Origin of the sequence: Chryseobacterium sp. YR221 (assembly GCF_900176315.1) — a bacterium.
Lineage (GTDB): Bacteria > Bacteroidota > Bacteroidia > Flavobacteriales > Weeksellaceae > Chryseobacterium > Chryseobacterium rhizosphaerae.
Map to the genome: position 1 here is coordinate 40287 of NZ_FWXM01000004.1, position 22364 is coordinate 62650.

Sequence of the window (22364 nt, forward strand, 5' to 3'; positions counted from 1 at the left end):
GTTGTTGAATTGTATTATTCGGCTTTTCTTTAAACCTGTACTGACAGGCAGTAACTGGTTATGCGAAAAATAAGTACGCCAGAGCGATAGACGTAATAATACCCACCAGATCGGCGAGAAGCATGGCAATTACCGTGTATCTCGTGTTCTTTACAGCTACGGCGCCAAAATAAACGGCGATCACGTAGAACGTGGTATCTGAGCTTCCCTGCAGAACAGCAGCAAGCTGTCCCTGGAAGCTGTCCGGACCAAAAGTACTCATAGTATCTACCATCATTCCTCTTGCTCCCGAACCGGATAGAGGTTTGATCAGTGCTGTGGGAAGCCCGTCAACAAATCGGGGGTCCAGGCTGGCAACATGGGCAACCCATTTCATTCCGTCAATGATTACATCAAAAACACCGGAAGTTCTTAATAACGAGATGGCAATTAACATTCCCACTAAATAAGGGATGATCTTTACACAGGTGGTAAAACCTTCCTTTGCTCCTTCGATAAAAGCATCAAAAACATTGATCTTTTTATAGACGGCACCTAATACGATTGCTAGAAATATAAAGAGAATCAGTCCGTTACTTAATACTTTACTGAAATCATCCAGTTCATCCTTGCTTAGCTGTACCAGATAAACGACCAGTAAAGCGATCACTGCAGAAATTCCTCCTACATAAGCAATAACTACCGGCCGAAGCAGATTGATCTTCTGATATAAAGAAACAATAATCATTGCAGCTAATGTGGCTGCAAAAGTGGCAATCATACAAGGAAGGAAGATATCAGTAGGCGTTTTTGAGCCCATTGATGCCCTGATAGCAATAATGGATACGGGAATCAGGGTCATTCCTCCGGCGTGAAGGCAGAGGAACATGATCTGAGAATTGCTGGCGGTATCTTTATTGGGGTTTAAGCTCTGTAAACTTTCCATGGCTTTTAACCCAAAGGGTGTTGCCGCATTATCAAGTCCCAGAAGGTTGGCGCTGAAATTCATCAGCATATGCCCGAAAGCGGGATGGTTTTTAGGGATGTCGGGGAAAAGCTTTGAGAAAAAAGGCTGAATAAAACGGCTCAGAAGATTGATTCCTCCAGCTTTCTCAGCAATACTCATAAATCCCATGAAAAGGGTCATGATCCCGATAAGACCTATACATATTTTTACAGCTGTTTCCGAAGTTCCAATGACACCATCGGCCTCCTGAACACGGTAAACTTTTACATTCTGCTTTAAAGAGTCTGTTTTATAGTGAATTCTGCTGTCTGCAAAATCATTTTTCTTCATCAGGCTGTCTCTGAAGATGGGAGTGAGGGTGCTCATCTGCTGTGATGCAATCTGAACCGTATCTCCACCTTTCCCTACCACCATATCATTGAAAATGGTTTTGTAGTGACTTGATGAAATGTATTTTATACTTGCAATGGCAATGGCAATGATAATAAAAGCCGACCAAATTCTGCTGAGAACCATCCGATGTAATTAATTGTTTAAACTTATCAAAAATACTTTAAACCACAAAGGGGACAAAATAATTAAACACTTAAGTTTCTGTAAAGTAAATATCATGCAGCTGAGAAGAGCCCTTAAGGTTTTGAAAATCTTTGATTTCTGTCCTGTAAATGTTTTATACAGGTTTATTATAACACAGAGCCTGCAAAGTTTCCTAATGAGGAATTTTACACTCGCAGAGGCGTGGTACTTAGCCGTGGCCCTTCAACTGGAAGATATGGCTGAATGAAATGCCTTTGCGAACAAAAATATCCGGAAGGTTATATCCTCTGTGGGTTCTTTGTCGGTAGAATAGAAGAATTTACTCTTCCAGATAGACCAGGTGACCCGAAAAATCATCATCCAGATTTTTCAGGACTTTGGCATTGTCCATTTTCTTTACCAACCCATCAATGAAGAAGCTCTTTTCAAAAAACTGACGGTGAATACCCGGCAGAAGTTCCATGAAATAATCCATTCCTATTTTGTTATTATGAAGGTCCATCTTTGTTTCCAGGGGTTTATTGGGAAACAGTTCTTCATGCATATCCGTTATTCTTTTGCAAAAATCCAGTGCCTTTTTAGGGGAGGAAACCTTACAGCAGTATGAGGTGATAAAACAACACCATAATGCATGTCTGAAAGCATTTCCTATACCATTATTGGAAGCTGTTGCCGGGAATTTCTTCTGTGCAATGGTGAAAGCCTGAACCGTGGCATGAAAGCTTAATATGGCAAAAAGAGGATGGGGGAGAACGAGCGATAAAAGACGTATAATCTTTTTAAAACTCATACTCCGGATGGTATCAAAAATTATTTTAAAAGTCCTCATAAATAAAAATCTCTCCCCAATTAGAGAGAGATTGTATTGTTTAGGTTAAAGATACTACGCTTTTACCGCTAAAAAATTAACCGTTTTAGCTACAGTATCCTGAATTTCAGTTCTTTTTACAATAAAGTCTACAAATCCTTTCTCCTGTAAGAATTCTGATGTCTGGAATCCTTCCGGTAAGTCTCTTCCGATCGTTTCACGGATAACTCTTGGTCCCGCGAATCCGATAAGAGCTCCCGGTTCAGCCATGATGATATCAGCAGTCATAGCGAAAGAAGCTGTAATTCCTCCAAAAGTAGGGTCACAAAGGTAGGCGATGTATAAAAGCCCTGCTTCTGAAAGCTGAGCAAGCTTAGCCTGAACTTTAGCCAGCTGCATCAAAGAATAAGTAGCCTCCTGCATTCTTGCTCCTCCAGACTGACAGATGATCATATAAGGAAGTTTGTGCTGAATACAGTAATCTACTGCTCTTCTGATCTTTTCACCCATTACAGAACCTAAAGATCCTCCGATAAAAGCAAAATCCATACAAGAAACCACCATTTCAGTTCCTTTTACAGTACCTACAGCATTTCTGATGGAATCTGTAAGTTTTGTTTTCGCTCTTACTTCTTTTAAACGGTCTTTATAAGGCTTTGTATCTTTGAAGTTTAAGATATCAATACTTTCAACATTAGCATCCAGTTCGGTAAATTTACCTTCGTCAAAAAGGATGTCAAAAAATTCTGCACTTCCTATTCTCACATGAAATCCGTCTTCAGGAGAAACATAGTTATTTCTCTTTAGTTCATCGTGTTCCACAACTTTTCCAGATGGAGTCTGATGCCAAAGGCCTTTTGGAACATCCTTTTTTTCATCAGTAGAAGTGGTAATGTTTTTTGCTTTTCTTTTAAACCAGTCGAATGCCATTTTTTATTTGTATTAATGTACGATGTATAATGTAAAATGTATAAAAACAGAGTGTTAGAATTGCCCTGTATTTTATACATTTTACTTTTTACAAATTTATTTTAAAGTATTTACGTTATTTAAATCTTCAAATGCTTTCACCAATCTTGTAGAGAATGTATCCTCACCTTTTCTTACCCAAACTCTTGGGTCATAGAATTTTTTGTTAGGTTTTTCCTCTCCTTCAGGGTTTCCGATTTGGGCTCTTAAATAATCAATATTGTTTACCATATAATCTCTTACTCCTTCTGTATAAGCAAACTGAAGGTCAGTATCGATATTCATTTTGATTACTCCATAGTCGATCGCTTCTCTGATCTCTTCTAAAGTAGATCCTGAACCTCCGTGGAATACAAAGTTGATCGGCTTGGCAGCAGTTCCGAATTTTTCCTGAACATATTTCTGAGAATTGTCAAGAATTTTTGGTGTAAGAACTACGTTTCCAGGCTTGTAAACTCCGTGTACGTTACCAAATGCCGCAGCAATTGTAAAGTTGTCAGAAATAGCTTTTAGTTTTTCATACGTATAGGCTACATCTTCCGGCTGAGTATATAATTTAGAGTTATCAACGTCTGAATTGTCAACACCGTCTTCTTCTCCTCCTGTCACTCCGATTTCTACCTCAAGAGTCATCTGAAGTTTAGCCATTCTTTCGAAATATTCAGCTGAGATGTGAAGGTTTTCTTCTAAAGATTCTTCAGAAAGATCCAGCATGTGAGAAGAGTAAAGAGATTTTCCTGTCTGCTTGAAGAATTCTTCGTTAGCATCCATTAATCCGTCGATCCAAGGAAGTAATTTCTTTGCACAGTGGTCTGTGTGTAAAATTACTGTTGCTCCGTAAGCTTCTGCAAGAGTATGAATATGTTTTGCTCCTGCGATAGCTCCTAAGACTGCAGACTTTTGTCCGTCATTGTTTAATCCTTTTCCTGCATTGAAAGCAGCTCCGCCATTTGAAAACTGGATAATTACAGGAGCATTTAATTTTGCTGCTGTTTCCATAGTAGCGTTTACGTTGCTTGATCCAATTACATTGACTGCAGGTAATGCAAATTTGTTTTCTTTAGCATACTGAAAAATATCAGTAACTAACTGACCTGTGGCAACTCCTGCCGGAAAAATTCTGCTCATGTTTTACTTTTTATTATAAATTTATTAGGTGTTTTTTTATTCCTGTAAAGGTAATCATTTTTAGGAAATGACTAATTTCTTTTGTCTCTTCCCCAAAGTAGCTTCTGGCGAATGGTTTCGTAGAAACTTAAATTATTCGGCTGTACCAGAAGAAGCTGAAAACTTGCCTTCCTGATGATGATTTCCTTATCTGTTTCAATATGTATTAACCTGGAATCTAAGGAAAGAGAATATTGGGGTACGCGGCTTTCTACTTTGAATTTTATTTCTACTTTATCATTAACCACTAACGGCCTCACATTCAGGTTGTGAGGAGCGATGGGAGTGATGACGAAGTTTTCGTTGTTGGGAGAAATAATAGGTCCGCCACAGCTTAGTGAATAGGCCGTAGAGCCGGTGGGTGTTGAAATAATCACGCCATCTCCCCAAAATACATTCAGAAATTCATTGTTGATGAATGAATCTACAGTAATCATTGATGTTGTTTCTTTCCTGGAAACGGTAACATCATTGAGTGCATAAGGAAAAGAGCCTTCCAGCTTTGGAGAAACCACTTCTATCACAGAACGGCGGCTTGTTTTTACGTCTCCTTTTAAGATAGAATCTAATTCTTTGAATGCTTCTTCTTTGGTGAAAAAAGCTAAAAATCCTAGTCTTCCGGTATTGACACCTACGACAGGGATCTCAAGATCTTCAATAAAGGTTAAAGAATTAACAATGGTCCCATCTCCACCAAAAGTGAAGAAAAGATCCACTTCTTTATCCACAAGATCCTGCTTATTGTTAAAAGTCTCGAAAATTTTCGAAAATTGAAGCGCTTCAGCCATTTCATCATACAGAACGGATTTTACACCCCTGCTTTCAAGCTCAGAGATAAACTTGCTTAAGTATAAAAAAGTATCAAGATCTTTTTTCTGAGAATATATAGCTGCCTTCATGTTATATTTCTATGAATTTTTGAAAAAAACCAAATCGGTCTTTAAACAGATCGGATTTCTCATCAGAATAATATTTTTCAACAATTCTGTAATCATACCGGTCAAAAGTTGAATCTATCGAGGCCAGGTTTTCATTACTAATCTTTATGGTGATGTGAATAACTTCATCAGACATAAAACTTATAAATCCCCCATAAAATTTTGAATTATTGCTTTCAATAATATTGGCGATCTCGGTCATCGAATATTTTCTGGCAGGAGTTTCTATGGTAAGAATAGCCCCTGTTTCTGAAAATAAAGGATATCGGGAAAGATCCTGAAAAACATCTTCACAGGTAATATACCCTAAATATTTTTCATTCTTATTGATTACCGGGATCACGTTAGAACTGAAAGTATAAAACAGACGGATGCTGTCCATGACATTGCTGTCTTCCAGAATGGCAAACCGCTCAAGCTGGTGTTCCAGATCCTTCAGTGTACCTCCATCTTCCTCATAAAGGAAGTCTTTGGCAATGGCCCCATAAAAATGGTGGGATTTTTTAATGAAAATATGGGTATATCCAAAATCTTCTAACATATTCCTTGCTGACTCTATTGAGTCAGATAAGCTAAAACATGGGAAGTCTTTTGAGATATAGTCCTTGATAAACATTGTGCTAATTTATAAAAAATTAAATGAAACTTTTTCTGAAAACGCGACTTTTTTTGAGATCAAACAAAAAAAATGACCTCAAAATTTGTTCGTACCGAAAAAAAAAGTACCTTTGTCGCCTTTCATTTTTACTTTTTATTAGATTTATTTCAAACTGCACTGTCTATTAATGACATATGCAGTTTTTTTATTTTAGGGCTTTCGCAAATTCCCACATGACAATTCCGCCACATACACTTACATTCAGAGAATGTTTTGTTCCAAGCTGTGGAATTTCCAGAAATACATCAATATTGGGTAATGCTTCATCACTGATTCCCTCTACTTCATTTCCTAAAATCAGGGCGTATTTTTTTGATCTGTCAATCGTGAAATCTGTAATGATCTGACTGTTGGTGGTCTGTTCAATCCCTATAATTTCGTAATCTTTGCTTTTCAAATCAGCAATAGCTGTATTGATATCTTTTTCATGCGCCCAGTCTACACTTTCCGTAGCACCTAGCGCTGCTTTATGAATCTCACGATGAGGCGGTTGCGGAGTGATTCCACAAAGAATAATTTTTTCAATTAAAAAAGCATCTGCCGTTCTGAATGTTGCCCCTACATTGTGCATGCTTCTAAGATTATCTAGAATGATGACTAATGGAATCTTCTCTACTCTTTTAAATGTTTCAACATCTATTCTTTTAAGTTCTTCCAGCTTTAGTTTCTGTACCAATTGTATTATTTTGTTGAGATTAATTTTCCGTCTTTGTAGACCTCTGTTTTTTCAATACTTCCGTCTTCACGGTAATAAATTCTGTTGCCATTACGTTTATCGTTGGCTAATTCTGTTTCTCGCTCTAATTTTCCGGACGGATAGAATGTTTTCCATTTTCCGGTAGCAAGACCATTGTCATAATATCCGATTTGCTTTATGGATTTTCCATCTTCATGAAACACCTTGGTTTCTCCATGCAACTTTGCAAATTTATAATGGGAGATTTCTTCTACTTTTCCTGAGGGATAGTAAAAAGTACCTGTAAAGCTGTTGTCATATATATTTTTGTCTCCGTTGGTAAAAACTTCCTGAGAGGTCAGAATACCATCTTTACCATAATAAGACCATTCTTTTACCTTGAAGCCTTTTTTATATTGTCCTTTGGTTTGTATTTTTCCATTGTCATAGTAAAAAACAGCATCCCCTTCCATTTTTCCTTTTTTCCATTCCACCACATTTTTTACCTGTCCGTTCTCATAGAATTCCTTACAGCTTCCTTCCTGTAATCCGTCTTTATATCCGCAGGGTTTCTGAGCCAAAACAGCAACGGACGTGGAGAAAAATAATATAAAAAAGTATTTCATAGCTATTTTTATTTCAAAAATAGTAAAATAGTTATATTTGATTCAAAAATTAACAATGAAAAAATTACTCACTTTATTCACACTGATGCTTGCCTTCATGTATTCAAAAGCTCAGAACACATATTATCCGCAGGCTTTTTTTGACAAAAAGATGGCCAGGGAGATGCTTTCTTTTGGGAATTCTACTATTGAAGGAGTCGCATCTACGAAACAAAAAAACAACTGGGGAATCAAGCCGCTGCTTGGCCAGAAGCATTATGCCCCCAAAGGAACTGTTGTAATGCTTTTTCCGGTAACTCCTTATTTTGAAGAGTTTTATAATATGAGAAAAAAGTATGAGAATAAAAAAACTACCGTTTATATGTCCGAAGATGCCTTTAAATATAAGCTTGAAGCTTTAATTGATGACTACGGACGTTTTAAATTCGAAAAATTAAAGCCCGGGAAATATTATCTGGAAACGATTGTTAATTTTACCGCAACAGCAAGTTACCAGCAGCAAACCGGAACTTCGGATGCTTATAACGGATATGGAGGCTATTTATATTCTACACCTATTTATCAGACTTTCTTTTATGGCTATTCAGCCGGGAACAGGGAAAGTAAATTTGTAGAAATCAAACAAGACGGAGAACTTAAAGAAATCAGCCTTTAAAAGGTTGATTTCTTATTTTTTACCCATAATCTGATGAACATTTTTTTCAATATTCTGGGCTAACATTTCCATAGGAATGTCATTTTCATCATTATTAAAAGGATCTTCAATTTCTTCTGCGATAAGCTCTAAACTCATCAGTACATAATATACAAAGACCGTAAGCGGAATCATAAACAACCCGATAGTAATGACGTACGCAATAGGCAGAGCAAAGACATACAGAATAATAAACTTCTTAATAAAAGAGGAATAAGAATAGGGGATAGGGGTATTTTTAATTCTCTCGCAACCTCCGCATACATCCAGAAAACCAGATAGCTGAGTGTCCAGATACAGCATTTCAACCTCTGAAACTTTACCTTCTTTTTTTAATTGATTCAGCTTATGGCTTAAAAGAATAACAATTTCGCTTGGCCCATGGTTTTTTAGTGATTGTTCAATCTCAGAATAATCCTCATCCAAAGCCAGCCTTGTAGATTCTTTGGAAAGGTGTTTGGCCAAAAAGTGAGGGAAGTATTTTAAATACCTCGCAATTTGCTCGGCATCCTGACGGTTATCAGCAAGAATTGTATTTATTTTTATGGCAAAATTTCTGGAATCATTGACGAGCTTTCCCCATAATTTTCTTCCTTCCCACCATCTGTCATAGGCTGTATTTGTCCTGAATACCAATAAGAGCGATAATACAAACCCCAGTAAAGAATGGATCATCCCTACATTACTGATCCCTGATTTTGAAGTCAGGTGAAAATATTCCACCTCTAAATATTGAATTCCCCAGGAATATAATCCTATAAGAATCATACTTGGGAAAAGTATTTTTAAAGTATCACTTTTGTGTAAACTGAAAAGGATTTTAAGGAAATGTTTGGTATTATAGGCTCTCATAAATTCGCTTGTACTACAAATATAATTTTTTTTCATTTAGTGTTCATATACGGGGACCTGTAAAGTATAAGTTAGCGTTTTTGATCTTTCCGCTCTTTTGTCCTTTGCCTTCTTTTCTTTGCTGTGATATTTCCGCAGTTTTCAAAAAATCACTATTTTTATTTCGCACAAAATACCAAAATAATGATCCTCGAAAACGTAGATGTAGTGAACGATATCAGCAAAGAAGATTTTCAAAAGAATTATTTTAAAAAACAAAAGCCTCTTTTGATTAAAAATTTTGCCAGCCGATGGGACGCTTTTGATCTGTGGAATCTGAGCTATATCCGTGAAAAGGCGGGTGAGCAGGAAGTTCCGTTATATGATAATAAGCCGGCTGATGCAGCAAAGAATTCAGATGCACCGGTGGCGAGGATGAAAATGAAGGATTATATTGACACCATAAAAAGTAAACCCTCAGATCTGCGTATCTTTTTTTATATTATTACAGATAGGCTTCCGGAGCTGCTTAAGAATTTCACTTATCCGGATTTAGGGATAAAATTTTTTAAAAGACTTCCTACATTGTTTTTTGGAGGGAGTGAGGCACATGTTTTAATGCACTATGATGTGGATTTGGGAGACTTTATGCACATTCATTTTGAAGGGAAAAAGAGAATTTTATTATTTGATCAGCAGCAGTCTGCCTTTTTGTATAAAGTACCATTGTCTGTTCATACCATCTATGATCTGGACTATGAGAATCCGGATTATGAAAAATTTCCGGCACTAAAATATGCCAAAGGCTATGAAATTTTCATGGAACATGGTGATGCCCTTTTTATTCCGGGAGCATTCTGGCACTTCAACAGATACCTGGAGCCCGGCTTCTCATTGTCCCTAAGAGCCCTTCCCAATAAACCGAAAGTTTTTGCCAATATGCTGTATCACGTTTTCATTATGAGATATACGGATAAACTTATGCGTAAATTTTTTAAAGGTAAATGGGTAAATTACAAACAGGAATGGGCCTATAAGAAGAGTTCTGAAGCCTTGGAAAGACATCTGAAAACTGAAAAGTAACGCGTCGAAGCTTAGAATATTCAATTTTTAGTGCTAAGCTCGCAGGATTTTTGAACTATTAATTGATAAAAGTTCGCAAAGGCGTTACATTTTAAATTCACGCTATTTATTAATCAATCCAAAAAGTTTCGCATCCACGAACTTTCCTTTTTCAAAGAAATAATCTTTTAAAGTCCCTTCTTCATTAAAGTTTAAAGAAGATAACAGCTTTTCGGAAGAAATATTAGCAGGATCAATAAAAGCATCTACACGGTGTAACTGCATAGTTTCCAACCCGAATGTTAAAATGGGAAGAATAGCTTCTTTCATATAAGATTGTCTCCAGAACAAAGGATTCAGTTCATAACCAATCTCTGCCCTGTAATGTTCCGGATACCAGTTATGATAGCCACAAGTTCCAATTACTTTATTTTCAGATTTTAATTCCAGTGCCCATCGGAATCCTTTTCCTTTTTCAAACTCAGTGTTGAAGTGGTGGATGATGTTTTCAGCATCTTCTTCTGTTTTGAATGCTTCCAGATCATAATATTTCATTACTTCCTCCAAAGAAAAATACTCAAAAAGGTCTTTTGAGTCTTCGGAGGTAAGTTGGCGTAGCAGAAGTCTTTCAGTTTCTAAAACAGGAAATTCCATAGACCGTATTTTATGGTGAAAATACAATTAATTCCTGATAGGGAAAAGTGTATCAAAGATTAACCGATAAACAATTCTGTAACCATGGATTTATTTTTTTAAATTTGGGGCTCATTTTTTACTATGGCAAAATTGAAGAAGGAAACTCCGTTAATGACTCAATATAATACCATCAAGGCTAAATACCCTGATGCGCTTTTACTTTTCAGAGTAGGGGATTTTTATGAAACTTTTGGGCAGGATGCCGTGAGAACGTCTCAGATTCTGGGAATTGTCCTTACCAAAAGAGCTAACGGGGACGGAAGTATAGAATTGGCGGGATTTCCCCATCATTCAGTAGACTCTTATTTGCCAAAACTGGTAAGGGCAGGGATGAGAGTGGCCATATGTGACCAGCTGGAGGACCCTAAAATGGTAAAAGGAATTGTAAAAAGAGGAGTGACGGAATTGGTGACTCCCGGAGTTACATTCAATGATCAGGTATTAAATTCAAAAAAGAACAATTTCCTGCTTTCTTTACACAAAGAGAAAGAGAAATACGGAATAGCACTGGTAGATATTTCTACAGGAGAATTTTTAGTGAGCGAAGGAAACCTGGAGAAGCTTTTACACATTGTCAGTACCTTTGATCCCAGTGAAATCATATACCAGAGAAGTGTCCAGATTCCTGAACAGTTTAAAAACAAAAATGCTTTTAAACTTGAAGACTGGGCTTTCCAGTATAATTTTGCCTATGAGAAATTAACCAATCATTTTAAAACATCTTCTTTAAAGGGGTTTGGTGTAGAGAACCTGCCCTTAGCCATTACCGCAGCAGGGGCTATTTTTGCCTATCTGGTAGAAGATACCCATCATAATCTGCTTGCTCATATTACCAAACTTCAGGTTATTCCACAGGAAGATTATCTGATGATGGATAATTTTACTTTAAGAAATCTGGAGATTGTATATCCCAGCAACCCACAGGGAAAATCACTTTTAGATATTATAGATAAAACGTCTACTCCAATGGGAGGAAGGCTGTTGAGAAGGAGAATTATCCTTCCTTTAAAATCTGTGGATGAGATTATGAGAAGGCTTTCTCTGATCGACTTCTTGAATGAAAATGATAGCCTGAAATATGAGATCTGCCAGCTGTTAAAATCAATTTCTGACCTCGACAGATTAATGGGAAAACTGGCAGCGGAGAAAATCTCTCCGAAAGAGCTTGGATACCTTCGTCAAAGTTTAATCAATATTCATACAATAAAAGGACTCCTGCATCCACATGCCGATGTATTGGCCTGGCTGGAACCTCTGTATGACCTGGAAGAACTGATTAAGTTTTTACAGAATAATCTTAATGAAGAACTTCCGGTAAGTATTGCCAAAGGAAATGTCATTAAAAATGATGTTTCTGAAGAACTTGACAGATTGAGAGGGCTTCAAAACAAAGGCCGGGGATTCCTTGATGAAATGTGCCAGCGTGAAATAGAAAGAACAGGAATTACAAGCCTTAAAATTGATTTTAACAATGTTTTCGGATATTATATTGAAGTCAGAAATACCCATAAAGATAAAGTTCCCAATGACTGGTTAAGAAAACAAACCCTTGTGAATGCGGAGCGGTATATTACGGAAGAATTAAAAGAATATGAAAGCCAGATTCTGGGTGCTGAAGAGAAAATAAGTGTCCTGGAGAATGAGCTTTACAGAAATGTTTGTGCTGAAACAATGGTTTATATTGACCAGATTCAGGAGAATTCCAATATCATTGCTCAGCTTGATGTAGCTTCCGGATTATCGGAACTGGCTGTTTCTGAAAGTTATACAAAACCTGTTTTGAATGACGGATATGCTATTGACCTGCAGGAAGCTAGGCATCCGATTATTGAAAATGCACTTCCTTTAGGGGAAAAATATATTCCAAATGATATTTTCTTAGATAAAGATTCACAGCAGATTATCATGGTTACAGGGCCTAACATGGCCGGTAAATCGGCAATACTGCGTCAGACAGCCATTGTCTGTCTTTTGGCACAGATCGGAAGCTTTGTTCCTGCGAAACATGCTGAAATCGGACTATTGGATAAAATTTTCACCAGGGTAGGAGCTACAGATAATATTTCTGCCGGAGAGTCTACTTTCATGGTAGAGATGAATGAAGCGGCAAATATCCTGAACAATATTTCCGAACGAAGCCTGATTCTTTTGGATGAAATAGGACGCGGAACATCTACTTATGATGGGGTTTCTATTGCCTGGGCTATAGCAGAGTATCTTCATCAGCATCCTACACAGGCTAAAACCTTGTTTGCAACCCATTATCATGAGCTGAATGAAATGACCGTGAATTTTGAAAGGGTGAAAAACTTCCACGTTTCCATTCAGGAAAATAAAGGAAATATTATTTTCTTAAGAAAACTAATTCCGGGTGGAAGTGAACATAGTTTTGGTATCCATGTCGCAAAACTGGCCGGAATGCCTGCAAAAGTGGTCAACAGAGCCAATGAAATACTAAAAACCCTTGAAGCCAGCAGAACGCAGGGTGGAGGAACATCTGAGAACATTAAAAGAGTAACAGAAGAAAACATGCAGCTTTCTTTCTTCCAGCTGGATGATCCTGTTTTGGAGAATATCCGTGAAGAACTGACAAAAATAGATATCAATACACTGACACCTATTGAAGCTTTAATGAAACTGAATTCTATAAAAAAAATGATTGGAGGGTAATCCAATCATTTTTTTATAATTTTTTATTGTTGTTAGCAGCAGTATCCATCGTTGCCTCTAGGGCCAATAATCAAAAAATGGCTTACTCCTCTCAGTTTACATAAACCTTCTGCACAGGCAGCAGCACCGCCATTGATGTCTTTCAACTCATTCTTCGTAAGCTTTCTCTTTTGAATGTCTGAATTTTTCATAATGATTGAGATTAGATTTACAGATTTGAATATCTTATTTTTTGATGCTGAGACAATTAGCAGCAAGGTCCGTCCTGAATACCATAGACTCCGGACATTTCCTGTCCTGTATTCGGGTCAAAACAGCTCAATACCAATGGGCAATGAGGTCTTGCTCCACTGATTTCTTTCATTTCTTTTTTTGTAAGTTTTCTTTTTTGAAGGGTTGACTTTTTCATAATAATTTTAATTTGGTTGTATGCTAATATACAATTTTATTAATTAATTCAACTGATAGTGAGTGAAATAGCCGTTATTTTTGTAATAAAAAAGAGAGCTTAAAGCTCTCCTGTATTATAAATGATTGTATTCGTAGGTGGTGATTTCCGTATTGGTAACAGAGCTGCCTGTCTTATCATAATATTTTCGGGTATCTTTTATAGGATAGCCACTTGCATTGTATACATAAATGGAGTTAAATATAGTCCATTCGGTTCCTCCGGAAATAGAGTACTGAACCACATTTTTGTAGTCTGTGACATTATGCGTTGATCCGTTTTCATTTTCCTGATCCATCAGTTTCAGATATCCTGTTACATTTTTGAACGGAGCATTTTTTGTATCATAAACGATAGGCTGTAAGGTACCGTTTCCTGTATCAAATCCTCCTGATGGGTTAGGACTTGCCACCGTTTCAGTCCAGTTTTTTAGTGAACCATCTGCATTTAATACTGCGTTTCGGGTATACGTTTTTATCATACTGGAGCCTCCTGTAGATAAAGTAACCACCATTTTTACATTATTGGGTGCCGGATAGGTATATGTGATTTCTGTAGTGGATGAGGGGTTAGAAGACGTATGTACAGTTGTGCTTTTACTTAATCTGCTGCTGCTGTCATAAGTATAGGTCGTGGTGGAGGTAGAATTGGATCCGGTAGTAACCGACTTGGTAATCAGGTCTCCTGTATAGGTAAAGGTGGTAACAGTTCCATCCGTAAGGTTTTTAGATTCAGATAATTTGGTTCCGTTATAGGTATAGGTAGATACATCTCCATCTGCTACCATCTTGGTTACAAGAACAGGCGTGTTATTATTGTTGTTGTTATTATTATTCCCGTTATTGATTGCAGCTTCAATATCATCATTACTGCTTGAGCAGGAAGCCAAAAAGAAAATTGGCAGAAGTAAATAAGTTTTTTTCATGATCTTTATTTAATGGGTGTAAAAATATCAAAAAAATCGGGTGTGAATAAAAATAATTAATGAAAAATAGAGTTTCTCATTGATTTATGGCTTTTGTGCTGCAAATAACCACTAAGACTATTATAAAAAGAGGAGAAGGTATTACCCATAATGACAATAATCAGATGCTGGTAAAGGCCTTATTATTGTAATAGCCTTCATTGAATTTAAATATAAATTGTAGATTGTGACCTGAAAAAAACATAGCTATGAATAAAATATTTTTAGGAGTCTCATTAATTGCTTTATTCTCATGTAACAAAGAAGCAAAAGAACGAGCTGAACAAAGAATTCATGATTCTGTAGCAGTGGTATATAAAGCGTATGTGGACTCAGCGACCATTGCCCGTAGAGGTTCTGATTCCATTATAAAAGCTGAGAAAAAATCTTTTCAGCAACACCCGGGAATAATGTCTTGCGAAAATGGAACAATGAGTTATACGGGTACCAGGCCTAGATCTAAAAATAAGAGCAAGCAATAATTAGCTGCTTTTTAGTAAACTTCCTTATCTGATAGGGATTGAAATACAAAACTCTAATATTCCCTGTTAATGAAAACAATCTATTCCTGAAGTGAATGATTTGAACAGGTTTCTGGTTTACAATTATTTATTAAATTTGAATATGAAGAATTTATTAACAATCCTGATCATCTTTCTATTCGGTACCTTTTGTAAAGCTCAGCAGACGGAAGTTTCTGTTTTGAAATATGAAGATCTGGAAAAGAAAATTCAACTGGAAAAAGATAAGCTTCTGGTAGTGAATTTTTGGGCAACTACCTGTGCTCCATGCGTAAAAGAGCTGCCTCATTTTATGGAAGTGAATCATCAGTATGCAGGCAATCCGAAATTTAAGATGATTCTTGTTTCATTAGACAGACTGGTAGATAAAGAGCGGGTTTTAAAATTTATTAAAACCAAAAACCTTAGTGCTGAGGTTGTTTTGCTTGATGATATTAAAAGAATGAATACGTGGATTCCGAAATTTGAAAAAAACTGGGATGGAAATATTCCGGTTACCCTTTTTTATAAAAACGGTGAGAAAGTATATTTCAATGATGGAGAAATGAGCAAAGAAGAACTTGAAAAAATAATTACAGAAAATTTACAATAAATAATTGAGTATGAAGAATTTGAAGATTTTATTAGCAATATTCGTTATGGGTCTGGGACTTTTAAGTTTTACCACAATGAATGATGACAAGCACGCATCTCAGCATGAAAAGATCAACTCAAAAGGGTATGAGGTAGGAGACGAAGCCGCAGATTTTAAGCTGAAAAATATTGATGGGAAAATGGTCTCGTTAAGTGATTTTAAAAGCGCTAAAGGTTTTATTGTAGTTTTTACCTGCAACCATTGTCCTTATGCAAAGAAGTATGAAGACCGGATTGTAGAATTGGATAAAAAGTTTAAAAACCAAGGGTATCCGGTAGTTGCCATTAATCCCAATGATCCTAACGTACAGCCTGAGGATGGTTATCAGCAGATGATTGAAAGAGCCAAACTGAAAGGGTTTACCTTTCCTTATTTAGTGGATGAGGGTCAGAAAATTTATCCTCAGTATGGAGCAACAAAAACACCTCATGTTTTTCTCCTAAAGAAAGAAAACGGGAAAAACATTGTAAAATATATTGGGGCCATCGACAATAATTATGATAATCCGAATGATGTATCAGAATATTATGTCCAGGATGCTGTCAACGCTTTACTCAAAGGAGAGCCGGTGAAAATGTCAAAAACTGTTGCTATCGGATGTACGATCAAAGTAAAGAAATAATATATTTGCCTAGAATTATAATCGGCATTCAAAGAATGCCGATTTTTTATGTCCAATATTTTATCATAATAAAGGGCTGGATCCAGTATACATAATCAATATGAAATTTAAATTAAGCCTGAAATATCTGCTTCTCAGTATTTTCATTTTCCTGATAGAGGTATTAATTGCTACTGAACTGAAGAATGTCTTTTTTATTAGGGCCTATCTTGGTGATGTTATTGTAGTACTACTTCTTTATACCCTCGTAAAGAGTTTTGTAAAGGTAAGCAATAACCGGAAGCTTATTCTCGGCATCCTTGCGTTTTCCTTTGTGATAGAGTTTGCTCAATACTTTAATATTGCAGAAAAACTAGGGTTCAAGCCAGGAAGTCTGATGTATATTGTGATTGGAAATTCTTTCTCATGGATTGATATTTTGTGCTATGCCGTAGGGTGTCTGTTTCTATATGTCCTTGTACAAATAAAGCCTCCAAAAAATTGAAGGCTTTCTATTTAGATTGATGTATTCTATTTTACAGTCTTAAAAATCAGTGGCTGTCTCATTCTGACCCTCACCTTTTCCCCATCTTTTTCTCCGGGAATCCATTTGGTATTTATTTTTTTGAGTGCTTTTATGAATTCATCCCTTATGATTACATTTTTGTAAGATTCTATTTTTATATTAGACATACTGCCATCCTTTTCTACAACAAACATTGCGGTAGCAGAAGCTTCTTGAATACCCAAGGCAAGTAATGGCTGTGTTTGGAACTGACTTACGAATTCCTTTCTAAAAGCCTCTAACCCACCTGGAAATTCAGGATTTTTATCTTTTACTTGCGTGTTGACAGGAGAAACAGAACTCGCTTTCGGACGTGTGCTAGTAAGTGATTCCCGTTGGGCCTTGGCAGAAAATAAGCCTAAAAATACAAGGGATAAAAGCAGATGTTTTTTCATTATTTTAATTTTATCTTCCAAAACTGTCATATTTATCCTCTGCATATTTTGTAAATCGGTTTAGTAAGGCAACATTTTCTTTTTCCAGAGGAGAAAGTTCGTTATCAACGTTATTGGAAACCGGGATATACCAGTCTGTTTGTTCAAAGAAATTTCTGTAGGTTTCTTTTTTGAAAGAATAACCATGTCTGGCAAATACAGAGTTTTTAATGATCTCGAGATCCAGTTTTCTTAGGTTTTTAAGATCTTTTTCTGTCAGTTTCTGCTTAGATGCATTTAGCTCGAATATGGCTTCAGAGGCCACTCTGTTTTTAGAGGTTTTATAGCTTTCTGTTTTTCCGGTCTCCTCATCGGTATATTTTTCTACAAATTCTTTCGGATTAGACCAGTCTACCAGATTAGAATCTTTATCCAGCATGAAATTCGGATTATAAACAAATTCTTTTTTGGTTAATTTAAGTGTTTTAACAGGTGCTTTTACAGCTGTTTTATTGAAAGCGTTCCATTTTCCTGTTAAGCTGTCACCGTTGAGTTTTACTTCAAACCGGCCATCGGTTTTATCATTTCCCGGCTCATCCAGCACAAAGGATTTTGAAGTTTCATTAAAGACCCCTCTGAAAGGACGTTGATTTCCACTTACAATACTTTGTCCATATACGCTGTCCTTTGTTATCCTGTTGATCTTTAAGGAAATTCTCTTATAGGATCCCCCTTCATACTCGGAACCATCCGATTCGTCAATCATTTTTTCCATACCGGCAAATTCACCGGTATACACTCCATAATATTCTTTATAGATTTCCGGGATTACCACAGAATCTTTTTTTGCGGTCAAAGAATCTTTTCCTGATTCACTGGTTTTTCCATCTTTTTTACAGCTTATTAAAGAAACTGCCAATAGAGCGGTAAGGGTGTAATTTAAAATTTTCATATCTGTTTTTTGGTAATTAAGTATTCAATCAAAAGGATATTGGGAACCCAGCCCAGCCATGCAATGACCTGATAGACATCCATAGGATTGGGATGGAATAAATATACGATAATAACTTTCCACATTCGTAGGGTAATCGCAGATAAAGTAAGGGCAAAGCTCCGCCACATCCATTGCTTATGCTCTTTAAACTTTTTCTGCCTTGCAAGCTGATACGCTTTATACGTCGAAAACCACCATAAAAAGCCTAAAATAACAAATGAAACCTTTGAAAAAAGGCCTCCGTTAGCAAAAAATCCCATATAAATACCGGATGGGGCAGCTGTGATGAGAATGAGAAAAATATAAACCTTTCCCATATTTCTATGAAAATTACGGAGTCCGAAATTTTTGCGGATAATAGATAAAAACCCGGAAAGAAGAACAAAAATACTGGTATAAACGTGAGCATAGAAAAAAATGAGATATTCAGGTCTCTGTACTACCTCAGTCTGTTTGATCATTAAAAAACTCACATTAGGATCCAGCGGAATATATTCCAGGGTTATTTTAAGCATCAGCCAAAAGAAATACGTAAATCCGATAATAAAAAGGATTCTAAAGAAAATTGCCGTATTTCTTCTGGTTGAAAGCATTTTAGTTAATCAAAATGGGCAATAAAAGGAACAGTAAACCAATATTTTACAAGATTTTCCTGATAAGAAGCCGGTGTCCATTTGGTTTTCAGTGATGTGATGGCTCTTTCTACTTCTTTGTTAAAAGCTTCATTGCCCCCTGTTGTTGTAAGACTTTCAATTTCTCCTTTCACATTAATGGCAAACTTTGCATAGGATGATAGCTTACCACTTACTCCCCGGATAGACTTGATATTTATATTTTGTGCGATTTCTTTTCGAAATGCATTCATTCCTCCCGGATATTCTGCGGGTTTTTCAGCTGTTGGATCAAGATGTTCGCGGTCAGCTTGATGTACGGTCTCCTGTGTTTGAGAAAAAGCCAAGGTAGCTCCTAAACACAGTATAATTGTCATTAGTTTTTTCATCGTTATAGGGTATTTAAGTCTTGTGCAATCAGCCAGCCTTCGCTCCAGCATGCCTGGAAATTAAAACCTCCTGTTACGGCATCTATATTGAGAACTTCTCCGGCAATATAGAAATTAGAAAGGATTTTTGAAGACATATTTTTGAAGTTAATCTCTTTTAAATCAACACCTCCGGCGGTTACAAATTCATCTTTGAAAGTTGATTTTCCGGTTACCTGCAGCTTTTTTCGGCAAAGACTTTCCAGGATTTTCTGCATTTCCTTTCCGGAAATATTGGCTACCTGCTTATTAAGGTCAATTTTTGAAACCTCCAGTATTTTTTGCCAGAACCTGTTTGTGATATCATAGATCTTAGCTTGTCCAATAGTCTTTTTAGGATTGCTTTCCTTGAAACGCTGAAATATTTCCTCTGCTTCATCCATCGGTTTTGAGATGAAGTTAACTTCAATTTCAATATTGTATTTAAGCTTGGCAAGACTAATAGCTTCCCAGGCAGAAATTTTTAAAACCGCAGGTCCCGAAAGCCCCCAATGTGTAATAAGGAGAGGCCCGCTTTCCTCTGTTTTCAGTTTGGGTATTGAAATCTCTGCATTTTCAAAACTTGTTCCCGGCAAATCTTTCAGCAGTTCGTCTTTGATATTGAACGTAAAAAGAGAAGGAACAAGATCAATAATTTTATGCCCCAGAGTCTCAATAATTTTCAGTGATTTTGGAGAACTTCCGGTAGCATACACAATATAATCTGCCTCAAAATCCCCTAAACTGGTTTTTACAATGTACTTTTCATCTGTTTTTTCAATCTCTTTGACCACACATTTTGTCTTTACAGAGACATTTTTCTTTTGAGTCTCATTCAAAAAAGTATTGATAATAGTCTGTGAAGAATTGCTTTCAGGAAAGGTCCTGTTGTCGTTTTCAATTTTCAGTGGTACGTTGCGCTGATCGAACCACTCCATGGTGTCACCCGGTTGAAATTTGGTAAAAACACTTAATAGCTCTTTATTTCCACGGGGATAAAACTGTACCAGTTCTCGTGGGTCAAAACAGGCGTGGGTCACATTACAGCGTCCACCTCCGGATATTTTCACTTTCTGAAGGACATCCGAGTTCTGTTCCAAAATGGTAATATTATATTTCTTTTCGTCAAGGTTCGATGCACAGAAAAAGCCTGCTGCACCGCCTCCGATAATAATGATCTGTTTCATGTATATGCAATCCTATGCTGAAGATTATTTTTCCAAAAGTACAATTTTTATAAACCATCTTATTTGAGTATTTTTGAAGAATATAATTTTATGATCCTAAAAACGATTTTCAAATGATATTTTACCATAAATTCGAAGTACGTTGGAGTGATCTTGATGCCAACAAGCATTTAGCCAACTCATCATATGTACAATATTGTGCTCAGGCCAGAATGGCCTTTATGACCAAAGAGAAAATGGGAGTTACCCAACTAAGCAGATGGGGAATCGGCCCGGTTATGCTGCACGAAAGATATTCTTTCTTTAAAGAGATCTATGCAGATCAGACGGTTATCGTAAGCCTGGAAATAGACGGTTGTTCAGAGGATTCCTCTATCTACCGTTTTGTTCATAAATTCTATACTCCGGATGGGGCACATTGTGCAACTTCTGAAGCTACAGGGGTATGGATTGATATGATGCTGAGAAAAATGACAACTCCTCCAGATGATGTCGTGGAGGCTATGAATAAATATAAAACCCCGGAAACCGTGGTGCTGTCAAAAGAGGATTTCAAAAAATTCCCTTTCCACCCACATAATATTGATCCGGCGGAATTTAATCAATAAATAAAAGTTCAGCGTTTAATGTCGTTAAAACGATTACTTCATTGAGCTTTGTACAAAAAAGAAATTTTATGTTTGAAGATAAATCACAGGAGCTGACTCCCATTTCAAAATTAGGAGAGTTTGGTCTTATTAAACATCTGACAGAGTATTTTCCACTATCCAATGAATCTTCGGAACTTGGAGTAGGAGATGATGCGGCAGTTATTAATCCCGAAAATAAAAAAGTAGTCCTTACAACAGATGTTCTGGCGGAAGGAGTGCATTTCAATTTGGGCTATGTTCCGTTAAAGCATTTAGGCTATAAAGCTGTTGTAGTAAACCTCAGCGATATTGCAGCCATGAACGCGGTTCCTACTCAGATTCTTGTATCTCTGGCCGTTTCCAGCCGTTTTCCGGTGGAAGCTTTGGAAGAGCTTTATGCAGGAATTCAGGCAGCATGTGCAAGATATAAAGTCGATTTGATTGGAGGTGACACGACGAGCTCCAATTCGGGACTGGTCATGAGTATTACTGCTGTAGGGATTGAAAATGGGGAGAATATTGTCAAAAGAAGCGGTGCAAAAGCCAATGACCTTCTTGTGGTGACAGGTGATTTAGGAGGTGCTTATATGGGACTACAGATTCTGGAAAGAGAGCATGCTGTTTTTCTTGCCGACCCTAATATGCAACCGGAAATGGAAGGCTATGATTATATCCTGGAAAGACAGCTGAAACCTGAAGCAAGAACGGATGTGAAAGCTATTTTGGAACAACTGGAGATTAAACCAACTTCCATGATTGATATTTCAGACGGTCTGGCTTCTGAGATCCTGCATCTTTCAGATCAGTCAAAAGTAGGATTCAGACTTTATGAAGAAAAAATACCTATGGATAATCTTACCATTACGACTGCCGATGAAATGAATCTAAATCCGGTAATGACGGCATTAAGCGGAGGTGAAGATTACGAATTGCTGTTTACGATTTCTCCTAATGACTTTGATAAGATTAAAAATCATCCGGATTTTACGATTATAGGTCATGCTGTGGAAAAAGAAGACGGAAACTTTATGGTAGCAAGAGGATCAAACCAATTGGTGGCCCTTACAGCTCAGGGCTGGGACGCTTTTTTAGGCAACCAGCAGAACGGATAAAATTTATTTAATTGTAAATATTGTAGGAGACCGCAGCTT

General features: G+C 36.8%; 27 protein-coding genes. 9 read left to right on the plus strand and 18 right to left on the minus strand.

What is annotated here, in order from left to right:
* Positions 1-58: 58 nt before the first annotated feature.
* The 8 genes from B8967_RS12580 to B8967_RS12620 all read right to left on the minus strand — a co-directional run bounded on the left by B8967_RS12580 (position 59) and on the right by B8967_RS12620 (position 7325).
* Complete coding sequence (locus tag B8967_RS12580; RefSeq protein ID WP_047484455.1) at positions 59-1462, minus strand: nucleoside recognition domain-containing protein; 1404 nt, start codon at positions 1460-1462, stop codon at positions 59-61.
* A gap of 340 nt (positions 1463-1802) precedes the next feature.
* Entirely contained in the window at positions 1803-2312 is a 510-nt protein-coding gene (locus B8967_RS12590; protein ID WP_084086336.1) for a DUF6973 domain-containing protein, read from the minus strand.
* A gap of 54 nt (positions 2313-2366) precedes the next feature.
* On the minus strand, positions 2367-3221 hold the full coding sequence (gene accD / locus B8967_RS12595) for an acetyl-CoA carboxylase, carboxyltransferase subunit beta (RefSeq protein WP_047484461.1): 855 nt from the start codon (positions 3219-3221) through the stop codon (positions 2367-2369).
* 96 nt (positions 3222-3317) lie between these two features.
* Complete coding sequence (fbaA, locus tag B8967_RS12600; protein WP_047484463.1) at positions 3318-4388, minus strand: class II fructose-bisphosphate aldolase; 1071 nt, start codon at positions 4386-4388, stop codon at positions 3318-3320.
* 71 nt (positions 4389-4459) lie between these two features.
* On the minus strand, positions 4460-5326 hold the full coding sequence (locus B8967_RS12605) for an NAD kinase (RefSeq protein ID WP_047484464.1): 867 nt from the start codon (positions 5324-5326) through the stop codon (positions 4460-4462).
* A 1-nt stretch (position 5327) separates the two neighbouring features.
* Positions 5328-5981 (minus strand): CBS domain-containing protein, encoded by a 654-nt coding sequence (locus B8967_RS12610; RefSeq protein WP_047484466.1) that lies wholly within the window; start codon positions 5979-5981, stop codon positions 5328-5330.
* A 187-nt stretch (positions 5982-6168) separates the two neighbouring features.
* Positions 6169-6699 (minus strand): RNA methyltransferase, encoded by a 531-nt coding sequence (locus tag B8967_RS12615; protein ID WP_084086337.1) that lies wholly within the window; start codon positions 6697-6699, stop codon positions 6169-6171.
* 5 nt (positions 6700-6704) lie between these two features.
* Positions 6705-7325, minus strand: a complete 621-nt coding sequence (locus B8967_RS12620; RefSeq protein WP_228406162.1) for a toxin-antitoxin system YwqK family antitoxin — start codon at positions 7323-7325, stop codon at positions 6705-6707.
* A 55-nt stretch (positions 7326-7380) separates the two neighbouring features.
* Here B8967_RS12620 and B8967_RS12625 point away from each other — a divergent pair, with 55 nt between their 5' ends.
* Positions 7381-7980, plus strand: a complete 600-nt coding sequence (locus tag B8967_RS12625) for a hypothetical protein (protein WP_084086338.1) — start codon at positions 7381-7383, stop codon at positions 7978-7980.
* Positions 7981-7992: 12 nt separating this feature from the next.
* Here B8967_RS12625 and B8967_RS12630 read toward each other — a convergent pair whose 3' ends face one another.
* A complete protein-coding gene (locus tag B8967_RS12630; protein WP_241508028.1) occupies positions 7993-8907 on the minus strand; it encodes a bestrophin family protein in 915 nt (304 codons plus the stop codon).
* Between the two features lie 147 nt (positions 8908-9054).
* On the opposite strand from B8967_RS12630, the gene B8967_RS12635 reads away from it, so the two are divergent.
* A complete protein-coding gene (locus B8967_RS12635; RefSeq protein WP_084086339.1) occupies positions 9055-9933 on the plus strand; it encodes a cupin-like domain-containing protein in 879 nt (292 codons plus the stop codon).
* A 102-nt stretch (positions 9934-10035) separates the two neighbouring features.
* Here B8967_RS12635 and B8967_RS12640 read toward each other — a convergent pair whose 3' ends face one another.
* Complete coding sequence (locus B8967_RS12640; protein WP_084086340.1) at positions 10036-10566, minus strand: GNAT family N-acetyltransferase; 531 nt, start codon at positions 10564-10566, stop codon at positions 10036-10038.
* A 123-nt stretch (positions 10567-10689) separates the two neighbouring features.
* On the opposite strand from B8967_RS12640, the gene mutS reads away from it, so the two are divergent.
* The gene (gene mutS / locus B8967_RS12645; RefSeq protein ID WP_047484477.1) at positions 10690-13278 is read left to right on the plus strand and encodes a DNA mismatch repair protein MutS; all 2589 of its coding nucleotides are present in this window, start codon (positions 10690-10692) and stop codon (positions 13276-13278) included.
* A 32-nt stretch (positions 13279-13310) separates the two neighbouring features.
* Here the strand turns inward: mutS and B8967_RS22500 are convergent, their stop codons facing one another.
* The 3 genes from B8967_RS22500 to B8967_RS12650 all read right to left on the minus strand — a co-directional run bounded on the left by B8967_RS22500 (position 13311) and on the right by B8967_RS12650 (position 14651).
* Positions 13311-13469 (minus strand): hypothetical protein, encoded by a 159-nt coding sequence (locus tag B8967_RS22500; protein WP_156125990.1) that lies wholly within the window; start codon positions 13467-13469, stop codon positions 13311-13313.
* Between the two features lie 56 nt (positions 13470-13525).
* Positions 13526-13687, minus strand: coding sequence for a hypothetical protein (locus B8967_RS22505; RefSeq protein ID WP_156125992.1), 162 nt, complete (start codon positions 13685-13687; stop codon positions 13526-13528).
* Between the two features lie 115 nt (positions 13688-13802).
* A complete protein-coding gene (locus B8967_RS12650; RefSeq protein WP_047484479.1) occupies positions 13803-14651 on the minus strand; it encodes a hypothetical protein in 849 nt (282 codons plus the stop codon).
* Between the two features lie 248 nt (positions 14652-14899).
* Between B8967_RS12650 and B8967_RS12655 the strand changes: the two genes are divergently transcribed.
* The 4 genes from B8967_RS12655 (at position 14900) to B8967_RS12670 (ending at position 16951) form a co-directional block, all read left to right on the plus strand.
* Positions 14900-15172 carry a hypothetical protein gene (locus tag B8967_RS12655; RefSeq protein WP_084086341.1) on the plus strand — a complete coding sequence of 91 codons (273 nt, stop codon included), beginning with the start codon at positions 14900-14902 and terminating at the stop codon, positions 15170-15172.
* Positions 15173-15314: 142 nt separating this feature from the next.
* Positions 15315-15803, plus strand: coding sequence for a TlpA family protein disulfide reductase (locus tag B8967_RS12660; protein WP_084086342.1), 489 nt, complete (start codon positions 15315-15317; stop codon positions 15801-15803).
* Positions 15804-15813: 10 nt separating this feature from the next.
* Complete coding sequence (locus B8967_RS12665; RefSeq protein WP_084086343.1) at positions 15814-16467, plus strand: thioredoxin family protein; 654 nt, start codon at positions 15814-15816, stop codon at positions 16465-16467.
* A 100-nt stretch (positions 16468-16567) separates the two neighbouring features.
* Positions 16568-16951, plus strand: a complete 384-nt coding sequence (locus B8967_RS12670; protein WP_084086344.1) for a ribosomal maturation YjgA family protein — start codon at positions 16568-16570, stop codon at positions 16949-16951.
* 26 nt (positions 16952-16977) lie between these two features.
* Here the strand turns inward: B8967_RS12670 and B8967_RS12675 are convergent, their stop codons facing one another.
* Genes B8967_RS12675 through B8967_RS12695 form a run of 5 tightly spaced genes read right to left on the minus strand, consistent with a single transcriptional unit; the run spans position 16978 to position 20584 of the window.
* Complete coding sequence (locus B8967_RS12675; RefSeq protein ID WP_052188449.1) at positions 16978-17436, minus strand: energy transducer TonB; 459 nt, start codon at positions 17434-17436, stop codon at positions 16978-16980.
* The gene (locus tag B8967_RS12680) at positions 17417-18337 is read right to left on the minus strand and encodes a YARHG domain-containing protein (protein ID WP_084086345.1); all 921 of its coding nucleotides are present in this window, start codon (positions 18335-18337) and stop codon (positions 17417-17419) included. The genes B8967_RS12675 and B8967_RS12680 overlap by 20 nt, the downstream gene beginning before the upstream one ends.
* A complete protein-coding gene (locus B8967_RS12685; RefSeq protein ID WP_084086346.1) occupies positions 18334-18972 on the minus strand; it encodes a DUF2306 domain-containing protein in 639 nt (212 codons plus the stop codon). The genes B8967_RS12680 and B8967_RS12685 overlap by 4 nt, the downstream gene beginning before the upstream one ends.
* Positions 18973-18977: 5 nt before the next feature.
* On the minus strand, positions 18978-19367 hold the full coding sequence (locus B8967_RS12690) for a TonB C-terminal domain-containing protein (protein WP_179140063.1): 390 nt from the start codon (positions 19365-19367) through the stop codon (positions 18978-18980).
* Between the two features lie 14 nt (positions 19368-19381).
* Positions 19382-20584, minus strand: coding sequence for a BaiN/RdsA family NAD(P)/FAD-dependent oxidoreductase (locus B8967_RS12695; protein ID WP_084086348.1), 1203 nt, complete (start codon positions 20582-20584; stop codon positions 19382-19384).
* A 113-nt stretch (positions 20585-20697) separates the two neighbouring features.
* On the opposite strand from B8967_RS12695, the gene B8967_RS12700 reads away from it, so the two are divergent.
* Both B8967_RS12700 and thiL read left to right on the plus strand, forming a co-directional pair.
* Positions 20698-21192: an acyl-CoA thioesterase gene (locus B8967_RS12700; RefSeq protein ID WP_047484497.1), complete on the plus strand. Its 495-nt coding sequence runs from the start codon at positions 20698-20700 to the stop codon at positions 21190-21192.
* A 68-nt stretch (positions 21193-21260) separates the two neighbouring features.
* Positions 21261-22325, plus strand: a complete 1065-nt coding sequence (gene thiL / locus B8967_RS12705; RefSeq protein ID WP_047484499.1) for a thiamine-phosphate kinase — start codon at positions 21261-21263, stop codon at positions 22323-22325.
* Positions 22326-22364 lie beyond the last annotated feature (39 nt).

Bases quoted from the DNA above. Each gene is read 5' to 3' on its own strand.
- B8967_RS12670 (WP_084086344.1), top strand. From the start codon at position 16,568: ATGAAATTTAAATTAAGCCTGAAATATCTGCTTCTCAGTATTTTCATT.
- B8967_RS22505 (WP_156125992.1), bottom strand. From the start codon at position 13,687: ATGAAAAAGTCAACCCTTCAAAAAAGAAAACTTACAAAAAAAGAAATG.
- B8967_RS12695 (WP_084086348.1), bottom strand. From the start codon at position 20,584: ATGAAACAGATCATTATTATCGGAGGCGGTGCAGCAGGCTTTTTCTGT.
- B8967_RS22500 (WP_156125990.1), bottom strand. From the start codon at position 13,469: ATGAAAAATTCAGACATTCAAAAGAGAAAGCTTACGAAGAATGAGTTG.
- B8967_RS12680 (WP_084086345.1), bottom strand. From the start codon at position 18,337: ATGAAAATTTTAAATTACACCCTTACCGCTCTATTGGCAGTTTCTTTA.
- B8967_RS12655 (WP_084086341.1), top strand. From the start codon at position 14,900: ATGAATAAAATATTTTTAGGAGTCTCATTAATTGCTTTATTCTCATGT.
- B8967_RS12685 (WP_084086346.1), bottom strand. From the start codon at position 18,972: ATGCTTTCAACCAGAAGAAATACGGCAATTTTCTTTAGAATCCTTTTT.
- B8967_RS12675 (WP_052188449.1), bottom strand. From the start codon at position 17,436: ATGACAGTTTTGGAAGATAAAATTAAAATAATGAAAAAACATCTGCTT.
- B8967_RS12590 (WP_084086336.1), bottom strand. From the start codon at position 2,312: ATGAGGACTTTTAAAATAATTTTTGATACCATCCGGAGTATGAGTTTT.
- B8967_RS12700 (WP_047484497.1), top strand. From the start codon at position 20,698: ATGATATTTTACCATAAATTCGAAGTACGTTGGAGTGATCTTGATGCC.
- fbaA (WP_047484463.1), bottom strand. From the start codon at position 4,388: ATGAGCAGAATTTTTCCGGCAGGAGTTGCCACAGGTCAGTTAGTTACT.
- B8967_RS12640 (WP_084086340.1), bottom strand. From the start codon at position 10,566: ATGGAATTTCCTGTTTTAGAAACTGAAAGACTTCTGCTACGCCAACTT.
- thiL (WP_047484499.1), top strand. From the start codon at position 21,261: ATGTTTGAAGATAAATCACAGGAGCTGACTCCCATTTCAAAATTAGGA.
- B8967_RS12620 (WP_228406162.1), bottom strand. From the start codon at position 7,325: ATGAAATACTTTTTTATATTATTTTTCTCCACGTCCGTTGCTGTTTTG.
- B8967_RS12605 (WP_047484464.1), bottom strand. From the start codon at position 5,326: ATGAAGGCAGCTATATATTCTCAGAAAAAAGATCTTGATACTTTTTTA.
- B8967_RS12635 (WP_084086339.1), top strand. From the start codon at position 9,055: ATGATCCTCGAAAACGTAGATGTAGTGAACGATATCAGCAAAGAAGAT.
- B8967_RS12660 (WP_084086342.1), top strand. From the start codon at position 15,315: ATGAAGAATTTATTAACAATCCTGATCATCTTTCTATTCGGTACCTTT.
- B8967_RS12610 (WP_047484466.1), bottom strand. From the start codon at position 5,981: ATGTTTATCAAGGACTATATCTCAAAAGACTTCCCATGTTTTAGCTTA.
- accD (WP_047484461.1), bottom strand. From the start codon at position 3,221: ATGGCATTCGACTGGTTTAAAAGAAAAGCAAAAAACATTACCACTTCT.
- B8967_RS12580 (WP_047484455.1), bottom strand. From the start codon at position 1,462: ATGGTTCTCAGCAGAATTTGGTCGGCTTTTATTATCATTGCCATTGCC.
- B8967_RS12690 (WP_179140063.1), bottom strand. From the start codon at position 19,367: ATGACAATTATACTGTGTTTAGGAGCTACCTTGGCTTTTTCTCAAACA.
- B8967_RS12625 (WP_084086338.1), top strand. From the start codon at position 7,381: ATGAAAAAATTACTCACTTTATTCACACTGATGCTTGCCTTCATGTAT.
- B8967_RS12650 (WP_047484479.1), bottom strand. From the start codon at position 14,651: ATGAAAAAAACTTATTTACTTCTGCCAATTTTCTTTTTGGCTTCCTGC.
- B8967_RS12630 (WP_241508028.1), bottom strand. From the start codon at position 8,907: ATGAAAAAAAATTATATTTGTAGTACAAGCGAATTTATGAGAGCCTAT.
- mutS (WP_047484477.1), top strand. From the start codon at position 10,690: ATGGCAAAATTGAAGAAGGAAACTCCGTTAATGACTCAATATAATACC.
- B8967_RS12665 (WP_084086343.1), top strand. From the start codon at position 15,814: ATGAAGAATTTGAAGATTTTATTAGCAATATTCGTTATGGGTCTGGGA.